Raw genomic sequence first — 23,272 nt, forward strand, 5'->3', positions numbered from 1 at the left:
GACCGGGGGCCGGCCACGGGATGACCGGTTCGGCGGAGCCGACGGCGGGACCGGGCGTGAAGCACCTTGAAGCGTGCGGGACAATGGGGCACGGAATGCATCCCCCGGGGAGACCCCCCGGAAGCCCCGGCCGGGGCGGCAGCCGGCCGGGTAGACGTGAGGCGGAGTTTTCGTGACCCGGATCGTGATCATCGGCGGCGGACCCGGCGGGTATGAGGCGGCCCTCGTAGGGGCTCAGCTCGGCGCGGAGGTGACCGTCGTGGACTGCGACGGACTCGGCGGCGCCTCGGTCCTGACCGACTGCGTGCCCTCCAAGACCCTCATCGCGACCGCCGAGGTCATGACGACCTTCGACTCGTCGTACGAGGAGCTCGGCATCGTCGTCGCGGACGACACCCCGCACATCGAGCAGGCCGCGCGCGTCGTCGGCGTCGACCTCGGCAAGGTGAACCGGCGCGTCAAGCGCCTCGCGCTCGCCCAGTCGCACGACATCACCGCCTCCGTCACCCGGGCGGGCGCACGCGTCATGCGCGGTCGCGGCAAGCTCGGCGGCCCCCAGGGTATCGACGGCACGCGGGACGTCATCGTCACCGCCGCCGACGGCACCGAGACGATCCTGACCGCCGACGCGGTGCTGATCGCGACCGGCGGCCACCCCCGCGAGATCCCCGACGCGATGCCCGACGGCGAGCGCATCCTCAACTGGACCCAGGTCTACGACCTCGACGAGCTCCCCGAGGAGCTCATCGTCGTCGGCTCCGGTGTGACCGGCGCGGAGTTCGCCGGCGCCTACCAGGCCCTCGGCTCCCGCGTGACCCTGGTGTCGTCCCGCGACCGGGTGCTGCCGGGCGAGGACCCCGACGCCGCCGCCGTCCTGGAGGACGTCTTCCGCCGCCGCGGGATGAACGTCATCGGCCGCTCGCGCGCCGAGTCCGCCAAGCGGGTCGGCGACCGGGTCGAGGTCACCCTCTCCGACGGCCGGGTCATCAGCGGCACCCACTGCCTGATGGCGGTCGGCGCCGTCCCCAACACGCAGGGCATGAACCTGGAGGAGTCCGGGGTCCGGCTCAAGGAGTCCGGCCACATCTGGACCGACAAGGTGTCGCGCACGTCCTCGCCGGGCGTGTACGCCGCCGGTGACGTGACCGGGGTCTTCGCGCTGGCCTCCGTCGCCGCCATGCAGGGCCGGATCGCGATGTACCACTTCCTCGGGGACGCGGTGGCCCCGCTGAACCTCAAGACGGTCTCCTCGAACGTCTTCACCGACCCGGAGATCGCCACCGTCGGTTACACCCAGGCCGACGTGGACGCCGGCAAGATCGACGCCCGCGTCGTGAAGCTCCCGCTGCTGCGCAACGCGCGGGCGAAGATGCAGGGCATCCGGGACGGCTTCGTGAAGCTGTTCTGCCGCCCCGGCACCGGCATCGTGGTCGGCGGCGTGGTCGTCGCGCCGCGCGCCAGCGAGCTCATCCACCCCATCTCGATCGCCGTGGACAACAACCTGACGGTCGAGCAGATCGCAAACGCGTTCACCGTGTACCCCTCGCTGTCCGGCTCGATCGCCGAGGTGGCACGCCAGTTGCACACCCGCAAGGTCGCCGGGGAGGCGTAACCGCCGCGAACCGCCCTGTTCCGCAAGGGATTTGGGGTGGCGGGTGGGGTCGTAGCGGACTGTTCACGCAACTGTCCGGCCGCGTATACCACTTGTCGCCCCACCTTATGGACAACTTCGGTATTCCGGCGGAAGGAGCTGAAAGCAGTCGGTCGTCCGGGTTACTGTCAGTTTCGTGTTCGCTGCAGAACGTCGCCAATTGATCCTCGAAATGGTGCGGGCCAACGGAGCGGTGTCGCTCCGGGAGCTCGCCCGCGTCGTCCAGACCTCCGAAGTGACCGTACGGCGGGACGTGCGGGCACTGGAGGCAGAAGGACTCCTCGACCGCCGGCACGGCGGTGCGGTGCTGCCGGGCGGGTTCACCCGTGAATCCGGCTTCCCGCAAAAGTCCCATCTCGCGACGGCGGAGAAGACCGCCATCGCCGACGTGGCGGCCTCCCTCGTGGAAGAGGGCGAGGCCGTCGTCGTCGGAGCGGGCACCACGACCCAGGAGCTGGCCCGCCGGCTCGCGCGGGTGCCCGGGCTGACCGTGGTCACCAACTCGCTGCTCGTCGCCCAGGCGCTGGCCCATGCCAACCGGGTCGAAGTGGTGATGACCGGCGGGACCCTGCGCGGCTCCAACTACGCGCTCGTCGGCAGCGGCGCCGAGCAGTCCCTCCAGGGGCTGCGGGTATCGCGGGCCTTCCTGAGCGGGAGCGGCCTGACGGCCGAGCGCGGGCTGTCCACGTCCAACATGCTCTCCGCGAGCGTGGACCGGGCGCTGGTGCAGGCGGCCGCGGAGGTCGTGGTCCTCGCCGACCACACCAAGCTGGGCACCGACACCATGTTCCAGACCGTGCCGACGGACGTCATGACGCGGCTGGTCACCGACGAGCCGCCCCCGCACGACGACCGGGCCGCCACCGAACTCCAGGCGCTGGCCGACCAGGGCGTGCAGATCACGGTGGCGGGCGGCGCGGCGGCCTCCGGCGGCGACGGGATGGCGGGGCGCCGGCCCCGGCGCGAGTCGCCCCTGCCGGTGCAGCGCCGCGGCGGTCCGACGGCGCAGCTGCGCAGCGCGCCGGCCGGGCTGCTGGAGCAGCAGGCGGGGGAGAGGGAGCGGGGGCGGGTGGCGGACATGCGCCGACGCTGACGGGACGCGGCGGTGCGGTGGCCGGGTGCGGTGCCGCTGCGCGGGACGTCGCGCCGCCGCACCGGGCGTCGCGGGGCGCAGCCCCGCACCTCGGACTGCGAGCCCCCTCGCCGGCCGGGCCGGTTCCGGGAGCACGCGAAGGCCCCCGCCCTTCCGGGCGGGGGCCTTCGCGTGGCGGATCAGTCCTTGATCTCGCAGATGGTGGCGCCCGACGTCAGGGAGGCGCCGACCTCGGCCGTCAGGCCGACGATCGTGCCCGAGCGGTGCGCGTTCAGCGGCTGCTCCATCTTCATGGCCTCCAGGACGACGACCAGGTCGCCCTCGTTGACCTGCTGGCCCTCCTCCACGGCGATCTTGACGATCGTGCCCTGCATCGGGGACGCCAGCGTGTCGCCCGAGGCGGCCGGCCCCGACTTCTTCGCGGCGCGGCGCTTCGGCTTGGCACCGCCCGCTGCGGCCGTGCGGGCAAGCGTCATGCCCAGCGAGGACGGGAGGGAGACCTCCAGCCGCTTGCCGCCGACCTCGACCACCACGGTCTCGCGGCCCGGCTCCTCGTCGGCCTCCTCGGCGGCGGGCGCCGTGAAGGCCGGGATCTCGTTGACGAACTCGGTCTCGATCCACCGCGTGTGGATCTTGAACGGAGTGCCGTCGGTCGGGGCGAACGCCGGGTCGGCGACGACCGCGCGGTGGAACGGGATGGCGGTGGCCATGCCCTCCACCTCGAACTCCGCCAGGGCGCGGGCGGCGCGCTGGAGGGCCTGCTCGCGGGTGGCACCCGTGACGATCAGCTTGGCCAGCAGCGAGTCCCACGCCGGGCCGATGACCGAGCCCGACTCGACACCCGCGTCCAGGCGGACACCGGGGCCCGAGGGCGGGGCGAACTTCGTCACCGTGCCCGGGGCCGGCAGGAAGCCGCGGCCCGGGTCCTCGCCGTTGATGCGGAACTCGAAGGAGTGGCCGCGCAGCTGCGGGTCGTCGTAGCCGAGCGCCTCACCGTCGGCGATGCGGAACATCTCGCGCACGAGGTCGATGCCGGTGACCTCCTCGGTGACGGGGTGCTCGACCTGGAGGCGGGTGTTCACCTCGAGGAAGGAGATGGTGCCGTCGGTCCCCACGAGGAACTCGACGGTGCCGGCGCCCTGGTAGCCGGCCTCCTTGAGGATCGCCTTGGACGCCGCGTACAGCTCGGCGTTCTGCGCCTCGGTGAGGAACGGCGCGGGCGCCTCCTCGACGAGCTTCTGGTGGCGGCGCTGGAGCGAGCAGTCACGGGTGGAGACGACCACCACGTTGCCGTGCGAGTCGGCCAGGCACTGCGTCTCGACGTGGCGCGGCTTGTCGAGGTAGCGCTCCACGAAGCACTCGCCCCGGCCGAACGCGGCGACGGCCTCGCGCACGGCGGAGTCGTACAGCTCCGGGACCTCTTCGAGCGTGCGGGCGACCTTGAGGCCGCGACCGCCGCCACCGAAGGCGGCCTTGATGGCGATGGGCAGGCCGTGCTCCTCGGCGAAGGCCACGACCTCGTCGGCCCCGGACACCGGGTCCGGGGTGCCGGCCACCAGCGGGGCGCCGGCGCGCTGGGCGATGTGACGGGCGGCGACCTTGTCGCCGAGGTCGCGGATCGCCTGCGGCGGCGGGCCGATCCAGGTCAGGCCCGCGTCGAGAACGGCTTGGGCGAAGTCCGCGTTCTCGGACAGGAAGCCGTATCCGGGGTGGATGGCGTCAGCACCGGAGTCGGCTGCTGCCTGGAGGACCTTCTTGATGTCCAGGTAGCTGGCGGCCGGGGTGTCACCGCCCAACGCGAACGCTTCGTCTGCCGCGCGGACGTGCAGCGCGTCCCGGTCCGGGTCGGCGTAGACGGCTACGCTCGCGATCCCGGCATCCCGGCAGGCACGGGCAACGCGGACAGCGATTTCGCCACGGTTGGCGATGAGCACCTTGCGCACGATGGCTCCTCCTAGAAACAAGCTGAGTTTAGGGACAGCTGACACGGCCTTTCGACCCCTATCCGCAGGTGAGCTTCCCCACACAGAGCGTGATAGCGAGGCTTGCCCGAGCCCAGAAACCCTTGTGTCGCCCCAGGTCAGGGAGATCCCCGACTGCACAGTAACCCCGTGGCGCAGCCGAGGTCTCTGTTCACCGGGTCAGCGGCCCCTGGTGAATCTTTGTGGAGTCCCTACGAACGGCCTATGCATTCTTTGCGTGAGAGCCGTCACGCGGGCCCGTCGGCAACCAAGCTGCCCGCACCCCTTGTCCGCGCGTTTACCCATGAGTAGCCTCCAGGCGTCGAACAGGCTTCTGGATCCCGGCCTGTGGCTTCTGGGGATGGGGGCGTCGTGCTGCGCAGACTCGTGGCCGCACTGGCCGCGATCGTGCTCGTCGTGGAAGCGGCGGTGCTCGTTCTCGTGCACGTCGTGCTGGGGAAGGCGACGCAGAACCAGTCGATGTCGATCGCCGGCAGCGATCCGGAGCTGATGGCCCGGGCGACCTACGGCCTCGGGGCGGTGATGGGCGCCTTCCTGCTGCTCTGCGCCGTCCTGCTCGCCGTCCTCGCCGTACGGGACCGGGCGCCCGGCCGCTTCACCCGCGTGGTCCTGGTGGTCGCCGCCGTCACCCACGCGGTGCTCGGCGCCCTCGCCCTCGGGCTGGTGGGCTGGGGCGCCTTCGCCGCCCTGATGCTGGTCCTGTGCCTGCTCGTGCTGGCCCTGATGCTCTACGCCGCGCCACCCGTGGAGGACGCCCCAGACGTCCAGGACGCCCCGCCGACCGGGTCAGGGGGGCTCAGGCCCACAAATCCGTGAGGGACACGCCCAGTTCGGCCAGCAGGGAGCGCAGCAGGGGCAGGGAGATGCCGATCACGTTGCCGTGGTCCCCGTCGATGCCGTCGATGAAGGGCGCCGACAGGCCGTCCAGGGTGAAGGCGCCCGCCACGTGCAGCGGCTCACCGCTGGCCACGTACGCGGCGACCTCCGCGTCCGTCGGCTCGCCGAAGCGGACCGTCGTGGACGCCGTGGCCGAAACCTGACGGCCGCTCGCCGTGTCGATCACGCAGTGCCCGGTGCGCAGCACCCCGGCCCGGCCCCGCATCGACTTCCAGCGGGCCGTTGCCTCCTCGGCGTCGGCCGGCTTGCCGAGCGCCTCCCCGTCGAGCTCCAGGACGGAGTCGCAGCCGATCACCAGCGCCCCCGCGGCCTCGTCCAGCGCCGCCACCACGCCGGCCTTCGCCTCGGCCAGTGCGAGCGCCAGCTCGGACGGCGTGTCGGCGGAGAGGGTGTCCTCGTCGAAGCCGCTGACGATCACGTGCGGGGCGAGCCCCGCCTGCCGCAGCAGGTTCAGCCGGGCGGGTGAGGCGGAGGCGAGGACGAGGGAGCGGGGCGCGGCAGCAGTCATGCCAGCCATCGTAGGGGGCCCGCGGGCGGGCGTGCGGACGGCTCCGGAGGGGCCCCGGAACCCGCCTCAGAACGGGCCGACGCCGAGGACGTACACCACGACGACCATGGCGAGGGCGAGCACCACCATGAGCCGCCGGAGCATGGCTTGCGCGTCGCGCATGTCCTTCGGCGGCTCGTCCTTCGGGTCTGACCAGAGCATCCTCCGATCCTTGCCCCACGCAGGACGGTGGCGCCTGAGTACGCGTACTCAAGCGCCACCGTCCGTTCACGCCATCTTTCGCAACGCCGGCCCGCGCGTCCCCGCGCGGCCCCTGCGCCCGTACACGGTCCGTACCCGGTCCCTGTACGGGTCCCACGCGGGTCCTAAGCGGGCCAGTACGTACGGCCCCAGGCGCGCGGACCCGGCTGGGGCAGCGTCCGGCGCGCCACCCGCGCGGGCGCCGACCACTCGTCCGGCACCCCGGGCGCGCCCGACGGCGCGGAAGCCAGCGCCGCCGCGCGCGCTTGGACCACCGCCAGTGCGGCGGCCAGCTCCTCCGGCGTCGGATTCCCCTTGACGACCTTGATCACCACAGGACTGACCTCCTAGAGGGGGATGTTGCCGTGCTTCTTCGGGGGCAGGGACTCCCGCTTGGTCCGCAGCTGCCGCAGCCCCTTCACCACGTGTGCCCGGGTCTCCGACGGCATGGCCACCGCGTCGATGTACCCGCGCTCGGCGGCGGTGTACGGGTTCAGCAGGGTGTCCTCGTACTCGGCGATCAGCCGGGCCCGCGTCTCCTCCCCCTGACCGGCGGCCTCGGCCTCGGCGATCGTGCGGCGGTGCAGGATGTTCACCGCGCCCTGCGCGCCCATGACGGCGATCTGCGCGGTCGGCCAGGCCAGGTTCAGGTCCGCGCCGAGGTGCTTGGAGCCCATGACGTCGTACGCACCGCCGAAGGCCTTGCGGGTGATGACGGTGATCAGGGGGACGGTGGCCTCGGCGTAGGCGTAGATCAGCTTCGCGCCGCGCCGGATGATTCCGTTGTACTCCTGGTCGGTGCCCGGCAGGAAGCCCGGTACGTCCACGAACGTCAGCACCGGGATGTTGAAGGCGTCGCAGGTCCGCACGAAGCGGGCGGCCTTCTCGGAGGCGTTGATGTCCAGGCAGCCGGCGAACTGCATCGGCTGGTTCGCGACGATGCCCACCGGGTGGCCCTCGACGCGGCCGAAGCCGGTGAGGATGTTCGGCGCGAACAGCGACTGCGTCTCCAGGAACTCGCCGTCGTCGACGACGTGCTCGATCACCGTGTGCATGTCGTACGGCTGGTTCGCGCTGTCCGGGATCAGTACGTCCAGCTCGCGGTCGAGGTCGGAGACCTCGGTGTCCGCCTCCTCGGGGAAGGCGGGCGCCTCGGAGAGGTTGTTGGACGGCAGGTAGGCCAGGAGTGACTTGACGTACTCGATGGCGTCCTTCTCGTCCCCGGCCATGTGGTGGGCGACACCCGAGGTGGAGTTGTGGGTGCGGGCGCCGCCGAGCTCCTCGAAGCCCACGTCCTCGCCGGTGACCGTCTTGATGACGTCCGGGCCGGTGATGAACATGTGCGAGGTCTGGTCGACCATCACGGTGAAGTCGGTGATGGCGGGGGAGTACACGGCGCCGCCGGCGCAGGGGCCCACGACGAGGCTGATCTGCGGGATCACGCCCGACGCGTGGACGTTGCGGCGGAAGATCTCGCCGTACATGCCGAGCGCGCTGACGCCCTCCTGGATGCGGGCGCCGCCGGAGTCGTTGATGCCGATGACCGGGCAGCCGGTCTTCAGCGCGAAGTCCATCACCTTGATGATCTTCTGGCCGTAGACCTCGCCGAGGGCCCCGCCGAAGACGGTGAAGTCCTGCGAGAACACGGCCACCGGCCGGCCGTCGACCGTGCCGTAGCCGGTCACGACGCCGTCGCCGTAGGGGCGGGTCTGCTCCAGCCCGAAGTTGGTCGAGCGGTGCCGGGCGAACTCGTCGAGCTCGACGAAGGACCCCTCGTCCAGCAGCAGACCGATCCGCTCACGCGCCGTCAGCTTCCCCTTGGCGTGCTGCTTCTCCACCGCCCGCGCGGACCCGGCGTGGGTGGCTTCGTCGATCCGGCGCTGCAGATCCGCGATCTTCCCCGCGGTGGTGTGCATGTCGATCGGCTCTGAGGGTTGTGACATCGGGGCGCGGCTCCCTGTGTGGTGTCAACTGCCTGGTCAATTGATGGACTGCTGCTGGCTACTCGTGCGTAGCGTATCGGCGGGCATGGCGCTCGGCAGTGCGGCGTTTGACACACCTACTGTGGGTTGCATGACGCCATCAGATGCATCAGGAGGAACTCCCTCGGGAGCTTCCGCGGGACGTTGGTCCAGCCTGGACCGGCCGCCGTTGAATGCCGCCGCCTTGCGGCGGCATCTCGTGGGGGAGGGGTTGTGGAGTTCGCTGGAGGTGGTTTCGTCCACCGGGTCCACGAACACCGATCTCGCCGCGCGGGCCGGGGAGCTGGGCGAGGGAGCCGTGCTCGTCGCCGAGGAGCAGAGCGCCGGGCGCGGGCGGCTGGACCGGAGCTGGGTCGCGCCCGCCCGGTCCGGGCTGTTCTTCTCGGTGCTGCTCAAGCCCGGCCCCGGGGTGCCCGAGGAGCGGTGGGGGTGGCTGACCCTGCTCGCCGGGGTGGCCACCGCGACCGGACTGTCCCGGGCGGCGGGCGTCGACACCGCCCTCAAGTGGCCGAACGACCTGCTGGTCACCGTCGAGGGCGAGGAGCGCAAGGCGGGCGGCATCCTCTCCGAGCGCGTCGGTGACGGGGTCGTCGTCGGCATCGGGCTGAACGTCACCCTCACCGAGGACGAGCTGCCCGTCGACACCGCGGGCTCCCTCGCCCTCGCCAAGGCCACCGTCACCGACCGGGAACCGCTGCTCAAGGCCGTACTGCGCTCCCTGGAGCAGTGGTACGAGACCTGGCGCGCGGCGGGCGGCGATCCGGCGGCCAGCGGCCTCCAGGAGACGTACGCGGCGGGCTGCGCGACGCTGGGCCGGCACGTCCGGGCGGACCTGCCCGGCGGCCGCACGATCACCGGGACGGCCGAAGCGGTCGACGCGGAAGGGCGGCTCGTGATCCGCACGGCGCAGGACGAGCGGCTGGCCGTGGGGGCCGGGGACGTGGTCCACCTGCGGTCGGTCCACTAGCGGCCGGGCGGCCCGGCCGGGCGGGCGGAGCGGGGAGTGAGCTACGGCACACCTGCCGTATGGTTTTGGGGGCAGCACCCAGCGGTAGCCGGCGAAGGTCCCGGTCCATGCGGTGATCAACCGGTTCGGTAGTCGGAATTGCGTACGGAATGGACAGGAGGCGGCCCTTGACCGTCGACGACCCTACGTCCGGCGCGTCCGGGTCCGGCGCAGGTGCGACCCAGGCCGGTTCGGGCACCACCCCGATCGGGCGGGACCAGCACACTCCCCACCACGAGGTGGACCACACGGTCCAGCCGACGGCCGACCCGCTGGCCATCCGCCTGGAGCAGCTGATCCTGGGCGCCGAGCGCCGGTACACCCCCTTCCAGGCCGCCCGCAGCGCCGGGGTGTCGATGGAGCTCGCCTCCCGCTTCTGGCGGGCCATGGGCTTCGCGGACATCGGCCAGGCCAAGGCCCTCACGGAGGCGGACGTACTGGCGCTGCGCCGACTCGCCGGTCTGGTGGAGGCCGGGCTGCTGAGCGAGCCGATGGCGGTGCAGGTCGCGCGGTCCACCGGGCAGACCACCGCCCGGCTGGCGGAATGGCAGATCGACTCCTTCCTGGAGGGGCTGACGGAGCCGCCGGAGCCGGGAATGACCCGTACGGAGGTCACGTACCCGCTGGTCGAGCTGCTGCTGCCGGAGCTGGAGGAGTTCCTCGTCTACGTGTGGCGGCGCCAGCTGGCGGCCGCGACCGGGCGCGTGGTGCAGGTGGCGGACGACGAGGAGATGGTCGACCGGCGGCTCGCGGTGGGCTTCGCGGACCTGGTGGGCTTCACCCGGCTGACCCGGCGGCTGGAGGAGGAGGAGCTCGGCGAGCTGGTCGAGGCCTTCGAGACGACGGCGGCGGACCTGATCGCCGCGCACGGCGGACGGCTGATCAAGACGCTGGGCGACGAGGTGCTGTACGCGGCGGACGACGCGGCGACGGCGGCGGAGATCGCGATGCGGCTGATCGAGACGATGGAGGCGGACCCGCAGATGCCGGAGCTGCGGGTCGGGATCGCGTTCGGGACGGTGACGACCCGGATGGGCGACGTCTTCGGGACGACGGTGAACCTGGCGAGCCGGCTGACGTCCATAGCCCCCAAGAACGCGGTGCTGGTGGACGGGGCCATGGCCGAGGAACTCGGCCGGACGGGCGCCGCGCCGGTCTCGGAGAAGGAGTCCGAGTCGGAGGAGGGCGGCGGAACCTACCGGTTCGCGCTCCAGCCGATGTGGCAGCGTCCGGTGCGCGGGCTCGGGGTCGTGGAGCCCTGGTCGCTGACGCGGCGGACGCCTAGGATCCCCGGGTAACGTTCGTTAACCGGGAGGGCTGTCCTGTGGCGTCGAAGAGCGTGGCGGCGGAGACCGTGGAGTCGGAGTTCCTGGCCGTGCGCCGGCATGAGGACGGGGTCGCCGAGCTGGTCCTGGACCGGCCCAAGGCGATGAACGCGGTGTCGACGGGCATGGCCCGGGCCATCGGGGACGCGTGCGCGCGGCTGGCGGCGGACGCCTCGGTACGGGTGGTCGTGCTGTCCTCGGCGGTGGACCGGGCGTTTTGCGTGGGCGCCGACCTCAAGGAGCGCAACGCGATGTCGGACGCCGAGCTGGTGCGGCAGCGGCCGACGACGCGGGGTGCGTACGGGGGCGTGCTGGAGCTGCCGATGCCGACGATCGCGGCGGTGCACGGCTTCGCGCTCGGCGGCGGCTTCGAGCTCGCGCTGGCCTGCGATGTGATCGTGGCCGACGAGACCGCCGTGGTCGGCCTGCCGGAGGTGTCGGTCGGGGTGATCCCGGGCGGCGGCGGCACGCAGCTGCTGCCCAGGCGGGTCGGTGCGGCCCGCGCGGCGGAGCTCATCTTCACGGCGCGCCGGGTGGAGGCGCCGGAGGCGCTGGAGCTGGGTCTGGTGGACTCGGTGGTCGCGGCCGGCACGGACCGCGCGGAGGCGCTGGCGCTGGCCGCCCGGATGGCGTCGAACTCGCCGGTCGGGCTGCGGGCGGCGAAGCGGGCGCTGCGGCTGGGGCACGGGATGGACCTGGCGGCCGGCCTGGAGATCGAGGACGCGGCGTGGCGGACGGTGGCCTTCTCCGGCGACCGGGCCGAGGGCGTGGCGGCGTTCAACGAGAAGCGCAGGCCCCAGTGGCCGGGTGTGTAGCGGGGCGCGTGAGCGTCGCGGGTGGCCGTGCGCGCAGCCGTGCGGGTAGTGGCGCGGGTGGCCGGCGTGTGGTCCGCTCGGCAGCCGTGATCTTGGCCGGTCCGGAAAATCGCGGCGATTGTCACCAAATCGGATAGAACTCCCTAACCTGTTGTGATGGGAGTTGACGGGCGGCTTCGGGCCGTCGTGGGCCTCGCGCAGGCCATGGCCGCGGCGTGCGCGCCACGGGACAGCGTGCGGGCGGCCGCGCGGGGCGCCCGGCTGGCCATGGACGGGTCGTTCGCCGCCATCTCCGCCTGGGAGCGCGAGCACGGCCGGCTGCGCGTCCTCGTGAACGAAGGCGAGCGGCGGGCGGGGGAGGAGGAGTTCCCCGAGGACGAGTCCTACCCCGTCCACGAATTCCCCGAGATCACCGAGTTCCTGCACGAGCGCTGGGTCGGCGGCGCCGGCCCCCACGCCTGGGTCGAGGCCGCGGGCGGCGGCCGCCCGGGCAGGCGCGGCGAAGCGCTGCGCCGGCGCGGACGCGGCACCTGCGTGGTCGCGCCGATCGTGCTCAGCGGCCGGGCCTGGGGGGAGCTGTACGTCGCCCGGGACGAGGGCCTGCCCGACTTCGACGAGGACGACGCGGAGTTCGCGACCGTACTGGCCGCCGTCGTGGCCGCCGGGCTCGCGCAGAACGAGCGCCTCGAAGAGGCCCGGCGCCTGGCGTTCGCCGACCCGCTGACGGGACTGGCCAACCGGCGGGCCGTCGACATGCGGCTCGACGAGGCCCTGGAGGAGCACCGGCGCAGCGGCGCCGTGGTCAGTCTCGTGGTATGTGACCTGAACGGGCTCAAGCGGGTCAACGACACCCTCGGCCACGCCATGGGGGACCGGCTGCTGGAGCGGTTCGGGTCCGTGCTGAGCCTGTGCGGGGCCATACTGCCCGGTGCGCTCGTGGCCAGGCTCGGTGGTGACGAGTTCTGCCTGGTCAGCGTCGGTCCGTCGGCGGACGAGGTGGTGCGGGTGACCGAGGAGGTGTGCCTGCGCGCCGCCGAGCTGGAACTGGGCGAGGGGGTGGCTTGCGGGGTCGCCTCCACGGGGGACCCGATCGGGCCGGTGAAGTCCTCGCGGCGGCTGTTCCGGCTCGCCGACGCGGCCCAGTACAAGGCCAAGGCCGCGCGCTCGCGGGGGCCCGTGGTGGCCGGCCGGGACAGCGCGGTGGTGCGGCTCGCCGACGCGGCACAGGCCGGCCGGGGGGAGCGGCGCCGGTTCCGCGGCAGGGCGTAGCAGCCTGTAACGACTGCTCCACCAAGTTGCTAGTGACATGAAGAGATTCAGTCCGTAGGCTGCTGAATATGGATATGCACACTGTCGTGGTGGGAACGTCCGGGACCACCGCCGAGGACGTCATCGCCGTCGCCCGCGGCAACGCGCGGGTCGAGCTGTCCGGCGAGGCGCTGGACGCCCTGGCCCGCGCCCGCGAGATCGTCGACGCGCTCGCCGCCAAGCCCGAGCCGGTCTACGGGGTCTCCACCGGCTTCGGCGCCCTCGCCTCCCGGCACATCAGCCCCGAGCTGCGCGCCCAGCTCCAGCGGAACATCGTCCGCTCGCACGCCGCCGGCATGGGCCCGCGCGTCGAGCGCGAGGTCGTGCGCGCCCTGATGTTCCTGCGGCTCAAGACCGTGGCCTCCGGGTACACCGGCGTCCGGCCCTCCGTCGCGCAGACGATGGCCGACGTACTGAACGCCGGGATCACGCCGGTCGTGCACGAGTACGGCTCCCTCGGCTGCTCCGGGGACCTCGCCCCGCTCTCCCACTGCGCCCTCACCCTCATGGGCGAAGGCGACGCGGAGGGCCCCGACGGGGTCGTGCGCCCGGCGGGCGAGCTGCTCGCCGAAGCCGGGATCGAGCCGGTCGAGCTGCGCGAGAAGGAGGGCCTGGCCCTCCTCAACGGCACCGACGGCATGCTCGGCATGCTGATCATGGCCCTCGCCGACCTCGGCAAGCTGTACACCTCCGCCGACATCACCGCCGCGCTGACCCTGGAGGCGCTGCTCGGCACCGAGAAGGTGCTCGCGCCCGAGCTGCACGCCATCCGCCCGCACCCCGGGCAGGGCGCCTCCGCCGCCAACATGGCCGCCGTCCTGGAGGGCTCGGGCCTGGTCCGGCACTACCAGGAGGAGACCGCCCCGCGCGTCCAGGACGCCTACTCGGTGCGCTGCGCCCCGCAGGTGGCCGGCGCCGGCCGCGACACCATGGCGCACGCCGCCCTGGTGGCCTCGCGCGAGCTGGCCTCGGCCGTCGACAACCCGGTGGTGCTGCCCGACGGCCGGGTCGAGTCCAACGGCAACTTCCACGGCGCGCCCGTGGCGTACGTACTGGACTTCCTGGCCATCGCCGCCGCAGACCTGGGCTCCATCGCCGAGCGCCGCACCGACCGGCTGCTCGACAAGAACCGCTCGCACGGCCTGCCGCCGTTCCTGGCGGACGACGCCGGCGTCGACTCCGGTCTGATGATCGCCCAGTACACGCAGGCCGCTCTGGTCAGCGAGATGAAGCGGCTCGCGGTCCCCGCCTCCGCCGACTCGATCCCCTCCTCCGCCATGCAGGAGGACCACGTCTCCATGGGGTGGTCGGGCGCGCGCAAGCTCCGTACCGCGATCGACAACCTGACCCGGATCGTCGCGATCGAGCTGTACGCGGCCACCCGCGCGATCGAGCTGCGCCACGGGCTCACCCCGTCCCCGGCCAGCCGGGCCGCCATCGCGGCGGTGCGGGAGGCAGGCGTCCAGGGCCCCGGGCCGGATCGTTTCCTCGCCCCCGACCTGGCCGCAGCCGACGCGTTCGTGCGCTCCGGTGCGCTCGTCGACGCCGTGGAAGCGGTCACCGGTCCGCTCGCCTGAGCACGACCTGACGTGAGCACGACCTGACGCGACGAGGGCCGCGTCCGGGACTCCCCCGGGCGCGGCCCTTTCGCGTGCGCCGGTGCGCCGCCTACTGCGCGCGTGAGCGGCGTACGGAGAAGGTGACGAAGCCGGCGCCCACGCCCAGGAAGAGCGTGCCGCCCAGCAGGTAGGGGCTGGTGTCGACGCTGCCGGTGTCGGCGAGCGAGAGGGGCAGGGCGGCGGCCTCGCGGGGCGCCGAGGCGTCCACGACCGCGGCGGTGTCGGTGAGGGTGGCCCGGTTCTCCTGGGCGGGCAGGCTCCGCTGGTCGGACAGGCCGGAGCGGACCGGCGTCCGGTCCGGTGCGGTGGCGTTCGCCGAGGGCACGAACCAGAGGGCGGCGAGGAGGGTGGTCGCTCCGAGAGCGGTGAGCAGCGATCGACGTGCGGACACGGTGCGATCCCCCTTGTGGCAGCAGCGAATTGGCCGTGTGCGCCGATGCTAGTGAAAGGGGCGGGTCGTGGGAAAGTCGGGACAGGTTCGGGGCTTACTCTCCGTCGTATGAACTCTTCTGACACCTCACGGTACGTACGACTTCGGGTGGATTTGGTCCTTGAAGTGACCGACACCACAGCACTCACCGGCGCCGCCCTCGCCCACATCAAGGCCGACGAGTTCATGCCGGACGAGGAGCGCGGCCACGCCGAGTCGGCGGTGGGCGAGGACGAGTCGGAGGCGCTGGCCTACCTCGTCGACCCCACTGACCTGGTCGCGGAGATCCCCGGGGTGGATCTGGCGCAGGCTTCCTGGAGCAGTGAGCCCGTCGAATACGACCCCGAGTCCATGGAGTGGGACATGGACGAGGAAGATGGGGACTTCGACGAAGAGGTGACCGACAACGCCTGACCGTGGGGTTGCCCACATCCCAACGGAATGTGGAACCGAAACGGGCCGTTCACGCGTTGTCACAACCGTGGGCAGGGGGCATGGCCTCCTGCCCGGTGGGTACCTTTCAGCGGCAGCTGGGAGGGAGCTCGGGGGTTCCGGCAACGATGGAGTGGCGTGTGAGGACGGACAGCAAGCGGCGGAAGAGGTCCCTGGTGGCCATTTCCGCCGTCCTCGGTGGCGTACTGGTGCTTTCGGCGTGCGACGGCGGAGGTGACCAGCCAAAGGGCAACGGCCAGGCGTCGGGCAAGTCGCAGGCCGATGTCGACGCGGCGGCGGCCAAGGACGCCTCGAAGGCCCGAATAGCCATCACGCCCAAGGACGGCGCCACCAACATCGGCCTGAACGACGCCACGAGCGTGACCGTCAGTGACGGCACCCTCACCAAGGTCGAGCTCAAGAGCTCCGACGGCGCGGACGTGCCGGGCAAGATAGCCGCCGACGGCAAGAGCTGGAAGCCGGACGCCGCCCTCAAGCGCTCGACCAAGTACGCCCTGTCGGCGAGCGCCAAGGACGAGGCGGGTCACGAGGCGCACGAGAACGCCTCCTTCACCACCGTCTCCCCGGAGAACAGCTTCATCGGCTCGTTCGTGCCGGACGAGGGCCAGACCGTCGGCGTGGGCATGCCGGTCTCGATCACCTTCAACAAGCCGATCAAGGACCAGAAGGCCGTCCAGGCCGCCATCAACGTCTCCTCCAGCAGCGGCCAGGAAGTGGTCGGCCACTGGTTCGACGCGCAGCGGCTGGACTTCCGGCCGGAGCAGTACTGGCAGGCGAACTCCACCGTCACGCTCAAGCTCGCGCTGGACGGCGTCCAGGGCGCCCCGGGCATCAAGGGCGTCCAGAGCAAGACCGTCACCTTCAAGATCGGCCGGAGCCAGGTCTCCACGGTCGACGCGAAGACCAAGAAGATGACGGTCACCCGCGACGGCCAGGTCATCAAGACCATCCCGATCTCGGCCGGCTCCCCCGCGAACCCGACGTACAACGGCCAGATGGTGATCTCCGAGAAGTTCAAGGAGACCCGGATGGACGGCGCCACCGTCGGCTTCAAGAACGGCGAGGGCAAGGGCGAGTACGACATCAAGGACGTCCCGCACGCGATGCGGCTGTCCACCTCGGGCACGTTCATCCACGGCAACTACTGGGGATCGGACTCGATCTTCGGCAACGTCAACACCAGTCACGGCTGTGTCGGCCTGAACGACACCCAGGGCGCCAACGACCCGAACACCGCGGGCGCGTGGTTCTTCGACAACTCGCTCATCGGCGACGTGGTCACCGTCGTCAACTCCCCCGACAAGACCATCAAGCCCGACAACGGGCTCAACGGCTGGAACATGAGCTGGGCGGAGTGGAAGGCCGGCACGGCCTCCTGACGCGCCGACCGGCTGCGCCGGCGCCGGACGCGCCGACGCGTAGGCGTGTGTGAACGGCGGGGAACCCTGACGGGTTCCCCGCCGTTCGCCGTTCTCATCCGACTCTTATCCGCGGCTTACCCGGCCATCAGGGGCGCTGCCTACGTTCGGCGCCATGTTCTTCACCTACCTGCGGCGCGAGTTGCGCCGCCGCCGCAAGGCGGCGCTGGTCGTCGCGTCCGGCCTCGCCCTCGGCATCGCCCTCGTCATCGTCGTCAACTCCGTATCGGCGGGCATGTCCCGGGCCCAGGGCGAGGTCCTGCAGTCCCTCTACGGACTGGGTACCGACATGACGGTCACCAAGGCCCAGTCGCCGCAGGGTGAAGGGGGCTCCGCCGGCCGCCCGCGCTTCAAGTTCGACGCACGCGGCGAAGGGGACGCGGACGCCGACGCCCAGCAGAGCCGTGACCTGGTGATGCCCCAGGGCTTCCAGACCCTCGACTCCGCGACCGTCGCCAAGGTGGCCGGACAGGACGGCGTCGCCCGGGCGGTCGGCGGCCTCAGCCTCCAGGTGATGAAGGTCAACGGGCAGTTCAAGCGGGGCGAGTTCCGCCGGGGCCAGGGCGGCGGCGGGGCAGCGGGCGGTACGGCCGGCAAGCCGGGCGCGGGCGGCGCGGGCGGCGGGAACACCGTCGAGGGCGGTGGCGCCGACTTCGACGTCAACTCCTTCTCCGTGTACGGCACGGACGTCACCCGGCCGGAGCTGGGCCCGCTGACCACCTCCAAGATCACCTCGGGCCGTGGTTTCGCGGCGGGCGACAAGGACGCGGCCGTCACCGTCGTCGACAGCGCCTACGCCAAGAAGAACAACCTGGCCGTCGGCTCCGAACTCACCGTCAAGAACACCCCGTTCAAGGTCCTCGGGATCGCCACCGCCGACAGCGGGGACGCCACCGCCAACCTCTACGTCCCCCTGCACCAGGCCCAGACGCTCGCCGAGACCCCCGACAAGATCACCACGGTCTACGTCCAGGCCCGGGACTCCCAGGCCATCGGCTCCGTCAAGCGGGCCATCCAGAAGAACGTCCCCGACACCACCGTCACCACCTCCGCCGACCTCGCCGACACCGTCTCCGGCTCGCTGTCGACGGCCGCCTCGCTCGCCTCCACCGTCGGCACCTGGCTCTCCTACCTCGTGCTCGCCGCCGCCTTCCTGGTCGCCGGGTTGCTGACCTCCTCCGCAGTCTCCCGGCGCGTGCGGGAGTTCGGCACCCTCAAGGCGCTCGGCTGGAAGAGCAGCCGCGTCACCCTCCAGGTCGTCGGGGAAGCCCTGGTCAACGGCCTGATCGGTGGCGTCCTCGGCATCGGCGTCGGCCTGGGCGCCGCGTACGCGATCACCGCCGCCGGCCCCACCCTCACCGCCCGGCTCGCCGGCGCCGCGGGCCGCGCGGGAATGCGGGCCGGCGGACAGGGCGGATTCGGCGGGATGCGCGCCGCCCGCCAGAGCGCCGGCAAGGCCCTGGACGTGGCCCTCACCGCGCCCGTGTCCCCGTCGGTCATCGGCCTGGCCGTCGCCCTGGCCGTGGCGGGCGGGCTGATCGCGGGCGGTTTCGGCGGCTGGCGGGCGTCGCGGCTGCGGCCGGCGGACGCGCTGCGGCGCGTCGAATAGCCCGCAGGCGCGACCCTCCCCCCATTCCTGATCGAGCTTTCTGATCGAGCGAGGCAACGAGATGTACCAGCTCAGCCAAGTCACCAAGCGCTACCGGCGCGGCAAGCAGACCGTCGACGCGCTCGCCGGCGTGGACCTGACCATCGAGGACGGCGGCCGGCTCGTCATCCAGGGCCCCACCGGCGGCGGCAAGTCCACCCTGCTCCAGATGCTCGGCGCCCTCGACCGGCCGACCGAGGGCCAGGTCGTCCTCGACGGCCTGGACCTGGCCGGCGTCTCCGAGGCCCGGCTCACCCGGGTCCGGGCCGAGACCATCGGCTTCGTCTTCCAGTCCTTCAACCTGATCCCGACGCTGACGGCGCAGGAGAACGTCGAAACGGCCCTCGTCCCCCTCGGCCTCAAGGCGCGCGAGCGGCGCTCGCGGGCGGCCGGGGCGCTGGAGTCGGTCGGCCTCGGCGAACGCGCGGGCCACCTGCCCGGCGAGATGTCGGGCGGCCAGCAGCAGCGCGTGGCGATCGCACGTGCACTGGTCAAGCGGCCGAAGGTGCTGCTGGCCGACGAACCGACCGGAAACCTGGACGAGTCGATGCGCGACGAGGTCATGGACCTGCTGGAAGGGCTGTGGAAGGAACACGGCCTGACCTTCGTCATGGTCACCCACGACAGCGCGCTCGCCAAGCGGGCGCCGCGCGTGGCGACGATCCGCCAGGGGCGGGTGACGGTGACCGAAAACCCCTGAGCGGACGGCGTCACTGCCCGGCGGGCCCGCCCGTCCCCACTGCCGGCGACGGGACCGGGCCCGCCGCCGACCAGGACGACAGCAGGCGCAGCGCGTCCGCCGACGGGGAGCCCGGCGCGGCGTGGAAGGTGATCAGGGACTGCTCTGAGTCGTCCGGCAGGGCCAGCGTCTCGAACGCCAGGCTCACGTCGCCCACCAGGGGGTGCCGCAGCCGCTTCACGCCGCGCGTCTTGTCGTCCGCCAGCGTGTGCGCGGCCCACAGCCGCCGGAACTCCTCGCTCTTCACCGACAACTCCCCGACCAGCGCGGAGAGCTGCTCGTCCTCGGGGTGCCGGCCCGCGTACAGGCGAAGGTAGCTCACCACCTGGCAGGCCCGGCACTCCCAGTCCCTGTACAGCTCGGCCGTCGCCGGATCCAGGAACACCATCCGGACCAGGTTCCGCTCCTGCGCGGGCAGCGCGCCGAAGTCGCCGAACACCGCCGTCGCCATCCGGTTCCAGGCCAGGACGTCCTGACGCCGGCCCACCAGGTACGCCGGTACGCCCTCCATCGCGTCCAGCAGCACGCGCAGCTCCGGGCGGACCTGCTCCGGGCGCCGGGGGGTACGGCGCCTGCGCGGCCGAGGGCTCGCCAGACGGGTCAGGTGCGCCGACTCGGTGCCGTCCAGGCGCAGGGCGCGCGCGATCGCGTCCAGTACGTCCGCCGACACGTTCTGGCCGTGGCCCTGCTCCAGGCGCGTGTAGTACGCCACCGACACGCCCGCCAGCTGCGCCAGTTCCTCCCGGCGCAGACCCGGCACCCGGCGGTGGCGCCCGTACTCCGGCAGGCCCACGTCCTCGGGGCGCAGGCGCGCGCGGCGGGAGCGGAGGAACTCGCCCAGTTCGGCGCGCTGATCAAGCTGGTCCATAGCGCCAGTATCGCCGGGCGGCGGACCGGCAGCCTGACCCCGCCAGTGGTAGGACCAGCGGTCCTATGCTCTGCAGGGGGCTGGGTGGGCGCCGCCGCCCCGGGCATCGTGGGACGCACCGCACCACGGAACTCAGGAGAAGCAGCGCATGTCCGCCACTCAGCACACCCCGCTCACCCAGGTCGCCGCGTACGCCGCCCCCGCCCCCAAGGCGCCGCTGGAGCGCACCACCATCGCGCGCCGTGCGGTGGGCGAGCACGACGTCCTCATCGACATCAAGTACGCCGGCATCTGCCACTCCGACATCCACCAGGTCACCGACGGCTGGGGCGAGGGCATCTACCCCATGGTCCCGGGCCACGAGATCGCCGGCGTCGTCACCGAGGTCGGCGCGGGCGTCACGAAGTTCGCGGTCGGCGACCGCGTCGGCGTCGGCTGCTTCGTCGACTCCTGCCGCACCTGCGAGTACTGCCTGCGCGGCCAGGAGCAGTTCTGCGTCCGGGGCATGACCGGCACGTACAACTCCCTCGGCAAGGACGGGCAGCCCACGTACGGCGGCTACTCCACGCACATCGTCGTCGACGAGAACTACACCGTCCGCATCCCCGACGGTCTCGCCCTCGACGTCGCCGCCCCGCTGCTGTGCGCGGGCATCACCCTCTACTCGCCGCTGCGGCACTGGCAGGCGGGCCCCGGCAAGAAGGTCGCGATCGTCGGCCTCGGCGGGCTGGGCCACATCGGCGTGAAGATCGCGCACGCGCTGGGCGCGGAGGTCACCGTCCTGTCGCAGTCGCTGCGCAAGCGGGAGGACGGCCTGAGGCTGGGCGCCGCCCACTACTACGCGACGAGCGACGAGAGCACCTTCGAGGAGCTCACCGGCACCTTCGACCTGGTGGTGTCCACCGTCTCCGCCCCGCTGGACCTCGACGCGTACCTCGGCCTGCTCAAGGTCGACGGCGCGCTGGTGAACGTCGGCGCGCCGGAGGAGCCGGTCTCGCTGAACCTGTTCTCGGTCATCGGCGGCCGCAAGACCCTCGCCGGCTCCATGATCGGCGGCATCGCCGAGACGCAGGAGATGCTCGACTTCTGCGCCGAGCACGGCCTCGGCGCCGAGATCGAACTCATCAGCGCCGACACCGTCAACGAGGCCTACGACCGCGTCCGGTCGAGCGACGTCCGCTACCGCTTCGTGATCGACACCTCCACCATCTGACCGGCCGGCCGGCCGGCCGGCCGGCCGGCCCGCCGCCGGCCGCCCGACTCAGCCGTCGGCGGCGGCCACGCCGATGGGGCAGGAGACGCCCGTGCCCCCGATGCCGCAGTAGCCGGACGGGTTCTTGTCGAGGTACTGCTGGTGGTGGGCCTCCGCGGGCCAGAAGGGGCGGTCCGAGGCCGGGAGGACGGCCGTGGTGATCTCCCCGTGGCCCGCGGCGGTGAGGACGCGCTGGTAGGCGGCGCGGGACGCCTCGGCCTCCGCCTGCTGGGCGGGGGAGTGGGTGTAGATCGCCGAGCGGTACTGGGTGCCGACGTCGTTGCCCTGGCGGAAGCCCTGGGTGGGGTCGTGGGACTCCCAGAACAGCTTGAGGAGCGCGGCGTAGGAGACCTGCGACGGGTCGAAGACCACCCGGACGACCTCGGTGTGGCCGGTCAGGCCCGAGCACACCTCCTCGTACGTCGGGTTCTCCGTGAAACCGCCCTGGTAGCCGGCCAGGGTCGTCCACACCCCCGGCGTCTGCCAGAACTTGCGCTCCGCGCCCCAGAAACAGCCCAGCCCGAAGTCGGCCACGGCCAGGTGGGCGGGGTACGGGCCGGAGAGCGGGTTGCCGAGCACCGTGTGCACGGCCGGCACGTCGAAGAGGGGCTGGGGGCGGCCCTTGAGGGCCTCCTCTCGGGTGGGGAGCTCGGGCGTACGGCGGTACGAGAACATGGATTCCCTCCTAGTGGTCTCCGTTCAACGGCTGGGGGCGGGCCGGGATTCCCCGGCCCGCCCCCAGCACCCGCACCCAGCCGTCCGGCCCCGGCGGGGCCGCCCCCAGCCTTCCGGCCCCGGCGCCGCCCCTGTCGTCAGACGCCCGCCCGGCGCACGCAGGAGTCCCGGGCCGCGACGACCTCCGGCCGGTTGTGGAGGCGCAGCAGTCGGGGGTCTGCGGGCCGACGGCCCGGCGGGCGACGGCCGGTCAGTGGGGCAGGGTCGCCGGGGAGCCGCCGTTCGCCTCGTAGCCCGCGACAGCCAGGGCACGGTGGATCGCGTACGACGCCGCGGGGTCCGGGGAAGCCGACCACGGGAGGGCGCCCACGTACCCGTCCACGTGCCGCACCTGCTCCATCGCCTCCGCCCAGCGCTCCATCCGCACCAGGAACAGCAGCAGCATGTGCCGGACGTGCGCCAGCATCGGGTCGTCCGGTCGCGCCGTACGCACCGCGTACATGGCCCCCTCCACCGCCCGGGTCACCACCGCGCTGCGCCAGAACGTCGACACGAGCACCACCTCCGGCAGGTGCTCGTACACCGCGAACAGAGGCAGCGCCGCCAGCAGCGAGCCCTGCGGGGCGCGGGCCGCCGCCGCGTGCGCGAACGCGTCGGCCTTCTCCCGCGAGCCGTGCCACTTCTCGCACCAGTAGTTCAGCGCGGCCAGGTGCGCGCCCATGTGCGCCGGCGCCACGTCGATGACCTTCGCCCACAGCGCGTCGTACTCCGCCTCGGAGTACCCGAGCGCCCGCCCCACCGCCAGCTCCGTGATGTACGGGACCGGGTCGCCGGGCGCCAGCAGCGCCGCCCGGCCGCACGCCTCCCGGGCCTCCTCCAGGATGATCCGGTGGTCCCGCGAGCCGACCCCGCCCGAGTTGCGCCACGCCTGCTGCACCAGCAGCTCCGCGTGCACCTGCGCGCCACCCGCGTCCTTCGGGGCGTCGAGCCGCCACGCCTTGAGCCACGGTGCGCCCTGCCCCGGACGCTCCGCGAGCTCCAACGCGGCCGCGCCGCCGAAGGCCTGGACGCGCTGCCAGCGCAGCTCCCCGGCCGCGGGGGTGCCGGCCAGCAGCTGCGAGGCGGCCTGCCAGCCGCCGGTGCGGCGCACGTTCTCCAAGGCGTCCATCAGGTCCTCGTCGGGCCCGGGCACCCGGACGTCGAGGTCCTCCTGCCGGTCGAATCCGTAGTCCGCCGGGTCGGCGGCGTCGGGGCTGGCGGGCGAAACCAGCCGCACACCGCCCCGCCTGCGCCGGATGTACGGGCCGAGGGCGGCCACGACGAGCCCGACCGCGATCAGGAACCACAGAATCTCCATGACCCC

The 23,272-nt window shown here is 72.4% G+C and carries 22 protein-coding genes; 13 read left to right on the forward strand and 9 right to left on the reverse strand.

Going from position 1 to position 23,272, the window contains the following annotated elements; genetic code table 11:
* Positions 1-172 precede the first annotated feature (172 nt).
* Positions 173-1,612, forward strand: coding sequence for an NAD(P)H-quinone dehydrogenase (locus OHA81_RS19830; RefSeq protein WP_136217135.1), 1,440 nt, complete (start codon positions 173-175; stop codon positions 1,610-1,612).
* 211 nt (positions 1,613-1,823) lie between these two features.
* Complete coding sequence (locus tag OHA81_RS19835) at positions 1,824-2,744, forward strand: DeoR/GlpR family DNA-binding transcription regulator (RefSeq protein WP_443056781.1); 921 nt, start codon at positions 1,824-1,826, stop codon at positions 2,742-2,744.
* A 179-nt stretch (positions 2,745-2,923) separates the two neighbouring features.
* On the opposite strand, the gene OHA81_RS19840 is transcribed toward OHA81_RS19835, so the two are convergent.
* Positions 2,924-4,687, reverse strand: coding sequence for an acetyl/propionyl/methylcrotonyl-CoA carboxylase subunit alpha (locus OHA81_RS19840; RefSeq protein ID WP_329197758.1), 1,764 nt, complete (start codon positions 4,685-4,687; stop codon positions 2,924-2,926).
* Positions 4,688-5,077: 390 nt separating this feature from the next.
* On the opposite strand from OHA81_RS19840, the gene OHA81_RS19845 reads away from it, so the two are divergent.
* Positions 5,078-5,542: a hypothetical protein gene (locus OHA81_RS19845; RefSeq protein ID WP_329197760.1), complete on the forward strand. Its 465-nt coding sequence runs from the start codon at positions 5,078-5,080 to the stop codon at positions 5,540-5,542.
* Here the strand turns inward: OHA81_RS19845 and OHA81_RS19850 are convergent.
* The 4 genes from OHA81_RS19850 to OHA81_RS19865 form a co-directional block, all read right to left on the reverse strand.
* A complete protein-coding gene (locus OHA81_RS19850) occupies positions 5,523-6,131 on the reverse strand; it encodes a Maf family protein (protein WP_329197762.1) in 609 nt (202 codons plus the stop codon). The genes OHA81_RS19845 and OHA81_RS19850 overlap by 20 nt on opposite strands.
* A gap of 66 nt (positions 6,132-6,197) precedes the next feature.
* The gene (gene mmpB / locus OHA81_RS19855) at positions 6,198-6,332 is read right to left on the reverse strand and encodes a morphogenic membrane protein MmpB (RefSeq protein ID WP_329197764.1); all 135 of its coding nucleotides are present in this window, start codon (positions 6,330-6,332) and stop codon (positions 6,198-6,200) included.
* 164 nt (positions 6,333-6,496) lie between these two features.
* Positions 6,497-6,703 (reverse strand): acyl-CoA carboxylase epsilon subunit, encoded by a 207-nt coding sequence (locus OHA81_RS19860; RefSeq protein WP_190183608.1) that lies wholly within the window; start codon positions 6,701-6,703, stop codon positions 6,497-6,499.
* A 15-nt stretch (positions 6,704-6,718) separates the two neighbouring features.
* Positions 6,719-8,314 carry an acyl-CoA carboxylase subunit beta gene (locus OHA81_RS19865; protein WP_329197766.1) on the reverse strand — a complete coding sequence of 532 codons (1,596 nt, stop codon included), beginning with the start codon at positions 8,312-8,314 and terminating at the stop codon, positions 6,719-6,721.
* A 130-nt stretch (positions 8,315-8,444) separates the two neighbouring features.
* Between OHA81_RS19865 and OHA81_RS19870 the strand changes: the two genes are divergently transcribed.
* From OHA81_RS19870 to hutH, 5 genes are all read left to right on the forward strand, one after another.
* Positions 8,445-9,320, forward strand: a complete 876-nt coding sequence (locus OHA81_RS19870; RefSeq protein ID WP_329197768.1) for a biotin--[acetyl-CoA-carboxylase] ligase — start codon at positions 8,445-8,447, stop codon at positions 9,318-9,320.
* 167 nt (positions 9,321-9,487) lie between these two features.
* The gene (locus OHA81_RS19875; protein WP_329197770.1) at positions 9,488-10,657 is read left to right on the forward strand and encodes an adenylate/guanylate cyclase domain-containing protein; all 1,170 of its coding nucleotides are present in this window, start codon (positions 9,488-9,490) and stop codon (positions 10,655-10,657) included.
* A gap of 26 nt (positions 10,658-10,683) precedes the next feature.
* Entirely contained in the window at positions 10,684-11,499 is an 816-nt protein-coding gene (locus OHA81_RS19880; RefSeq protein WP_443056588.1) for an enoyl-CoA hydratase/isomerase family protein, read from the forward strand.
* Between the two features lie 156 nt (positions 11,500-11,655).
* Positions 11,656-12,768 carry a GGDEF domain-containing protein gene (locus tag OHA81_RS19885; protein ID WP_329197772.1) on the forward strand — a complete coding sequence of 371 codons (1,113 nt, stop codon included), beginning with the start codon at positions 11,656-11,658 and terminating at the stop codon, positions 12,766-12,768.
* Between the two features lie 74 nt (positions 12,769-12,842).
* Positions 12,843-14,384 carry a histidine ammonia-lyase gene (gene hutH, locus OHA81_RS19890; protein WP_329202407.1) on the forward strand — a complete coding sequence of 514 codons (1,542 nt, stop codon included), beginning with the start codon at positions 12,843-12,845 and terminating at the stop codon, positions 14,382-14,384.
* A gap of 91 nt (positions 14,385-14,475) precedes the next feature.
* Here hutH and OHA81_RS19895 read toward each other — a convergent pair whose 3' ends face one another.
* Entirely contained in the window at positions 14,476-14,817 is a 342-nt protein-coding gene (locus OHA81_RS19895; protein ID WP_329197774.1) for a hypothetical protein, read from the reverse strand.
* 165 nt (positions 14,818-14,982) lie between these two features.
* On the opposite strand from OHA81_RS19895, the gene OHA81_RS19900 reads away from it, so the two are divergent.
* The 4 genes from OHA81_RS19900 to OHA81_RS19915 all read left to right on the forward strand — a co-directional run bounded on the left by OHA81_RS19900 (position 14,983) and on the right by OHA81_RS19915 (position 19,075).
* Positions 14,983-15,270: a hypothetical protein gene (locus tag OHA81_RS19900; protein WP_329197776.1), complete on the forward strand. Its 288-nt coding sequence runs from the start codon at positions 14,983-14,985 to the stop codon at positions 15,268-15,270.
* Positions 15,271-15,416: 146 nt separating this feature from the next.
* On the forward strand, positions 15,417-16,688 hold the full coding sequence (locus OHA81_RS19905; RefSeq protein ID WP_329197778.1) for a L,D-transpeptidase: 1,272 nt from the start codon (positions 15,417-15,419) through the stop codon (positions 16,686-16,688).
* A gap of 154 nt (positions 16,689-16,842) precedes the next feature.
* Complete coding sequence (locus OHA81_RS19910) at positions 16,843-18,336, forward strand: ABC transporter permease (RefSeq protein WP_329197780.1); 1,494 nt, start codon at positions 16,843-16,845, stop codon at positions 18,334-18,336.
* A gap of 61 nt (positions 18,337-18,397) precedes the next feature.
* A complete protein-coding gene (locus OHA81_RS19915; protein ID WP_329197782.1) occupies positions 18,398-19,075 on the forward strand; it encodes an ABC transporter ATP-binding protein in 678 nt (225 codons plus the stop codon).
* A 10-nt stretch (positions 19,076-19,085) separates the two neighbouring features.
* Here OHA81_RS19915 and OHA81_RS19920 read toward each other — a convergent pair whose 3' ends face one another.
* A complete protein-coding gene (locus OHA81_RS19920; protein ID WP_329197784.1) occupies positions 19,086-19,982 on the reverse strand; it encodes a helix-turn-helix domain-containing protein in 897 nt (298 codons plus the stop codon).
* Positions 19,983-20,130: 148 nt separating this feature from the next.
* Here OHA81_RS19920 and OHA81_RS19925 point away from each other — a divergent pair, with 148 nt between their 5' ends.
* A complete protein-coding gene (locus OHA81_RS19925; RefSeq protein ID WP_329197786.1) occupies positions 20,131-21,195 on the forward strand; it encodes an NAD(P)-dependent alcohol dehydrogenase in 1,065 nt (354 codons plus the stop codon).
* A 48-nt stretch (positions 21,196-21,243) separates the two neighbouring features.
* On the opposite strand, the gene msrA is transcribed toward OHA81_RS19925, so the two are convergent.
* Together msrA and OHA81_RS19935 are read right to left on the reverse strand one after the other, a co-directional pair.
* Entirely contained in the window at positions 21,244-21,909 is a 666-nt protein-coding gene (gene msrA, locus OHA81_RS19930) for a peptide-methionine (S)-S-oxide reductase MsrA (RefSeq protein WP_329197788.1), read from the reverse strand.
* A 250-nt stretch (positions 21,910-22,159) separates the two neighbouring features.
* A complete protein-coding gene (locus OHA81_RS19935) occupies positions 22,160-23,266 on the reverse strand; it encodes a hypothetical protein (RefSeq protein WP_329197790.1) in 1,107 nt (368 codons plus the stop codon).
* Between the last annotated feature and the right edge of the window lie 6 nt (positions 23,267-23,272).

This window comes from Streptomyces sp. NBC_00667 (assembly GCF_036226825.1).
Taxonomy (GTDB): domain Bacteria; phylum Actinomycetota; class Actinomycetes; order Streptomycetales; family Streptomycetaceae; genus Streptomyces.

Excerpts from the sequence above, each read along its gene's own strand:
- msrA (WP_329197788.1), bottom strand. The coding sequence starts at position 21,909 with ATGTTCTCGTACCGCCGTACGCCCGAGCTCCCCACCCGAGAGGAGGCC.
- OHA81_RS19915 (WP_329197782.1), top strand. The coding sequence starts at position 18,398 with ATGTACCAGCTCAGCCAAGTCACCAAGCGCTACCGGCGCGGCAAGCAG.
- OHA81_RS19850 (WP_329197762.1), bottom strand. The coding sequence starts at position 6,131 with ATGACTGCTGCCGCGCCCCGCTCCCTCGTCCTCGCCTCCGCCTCACCC.
- hutH (WP_329202407.1), top strand. The coding sequence starts at position 12,843 with ATGCACACTGTCGTGGTGGGAACGTCCGGGACCACCGCCGAGGACGTC.
- OHA81_RS19910 (WP_329197780.1), top strand. The coding sequence starts at position 16,843 with ATGTTCTTCACCTACCTGCGGCGCGAGTTGCGCCGCCGCCGCAAGGCG.
- OHA81_RS19905 (WP_329197778.1), top strand. The coding sequence starts at position 15,417 with ATGGAGTGGCGTGTGAGGACGGACAGCAAGCGGCGGAAGAGGTCCCTG.
- OHA81_RS19885 (WP_329197772.1), top strand. The coding sequence starts at position 11,656 with ATGGGAGTTGACGGGCGGCTTCGGGCCGTCGTGGGCCTCGCGCAGGCC.
- OHA81_RS19935 (WP_329197790.1), bottom strand. The coding sequence starts at position 23,266 with ATGGAGATTCTGTGGTTCCTGATCGCGGTCGGGCTCGTCGTGGCCGCC.
- OHA81_RS19925 (WP_329197786.1), top strand. The coding sequence starts at position 20,131 with ATGTCCGCCACTCAGCACACCCCGCTCACCCAGGTCGCCGCGTACGCC.
- OHA81_RS19920 (WP_329197784.1), bottom strand. The coding sequence starts at position 19,982 with ATGGACCAGCTTGATCAGCGCGCCGAACTGGGCGAGTTCCTCCGCTCC.
- mmpB (WP_329197764.1), bottom strand. The coding sequence starts at position 6,332 with ATGCTCTGGTCAGACCCGAAGGACGAGCCGCCGAAGGACATGCGCGAC.
- OHA81_RS19835 (WP_443056781.1), top strand. The coding sequence starts at position 1,824 with ATGGTGCGGGCCAACGGAGCGGTGTCGCTCCGGGAGCTCGCCCGCGTC.
- OHA81_RS19865 (WP_329197766.1), bottom strand. The coding sequence starts at position 8,314 with ATGTCACAACCCTCAGAGCCGATCGACATGCACACCACCGCGGGGAAG.
- OHA81_RS19870 (WP_329197768.1), top strand. The coding sequence starts at position 8,445 with ATGACGCCATCAGATGCATCAGGAGGAACTCCCTCGGGAGCTTCCGCG.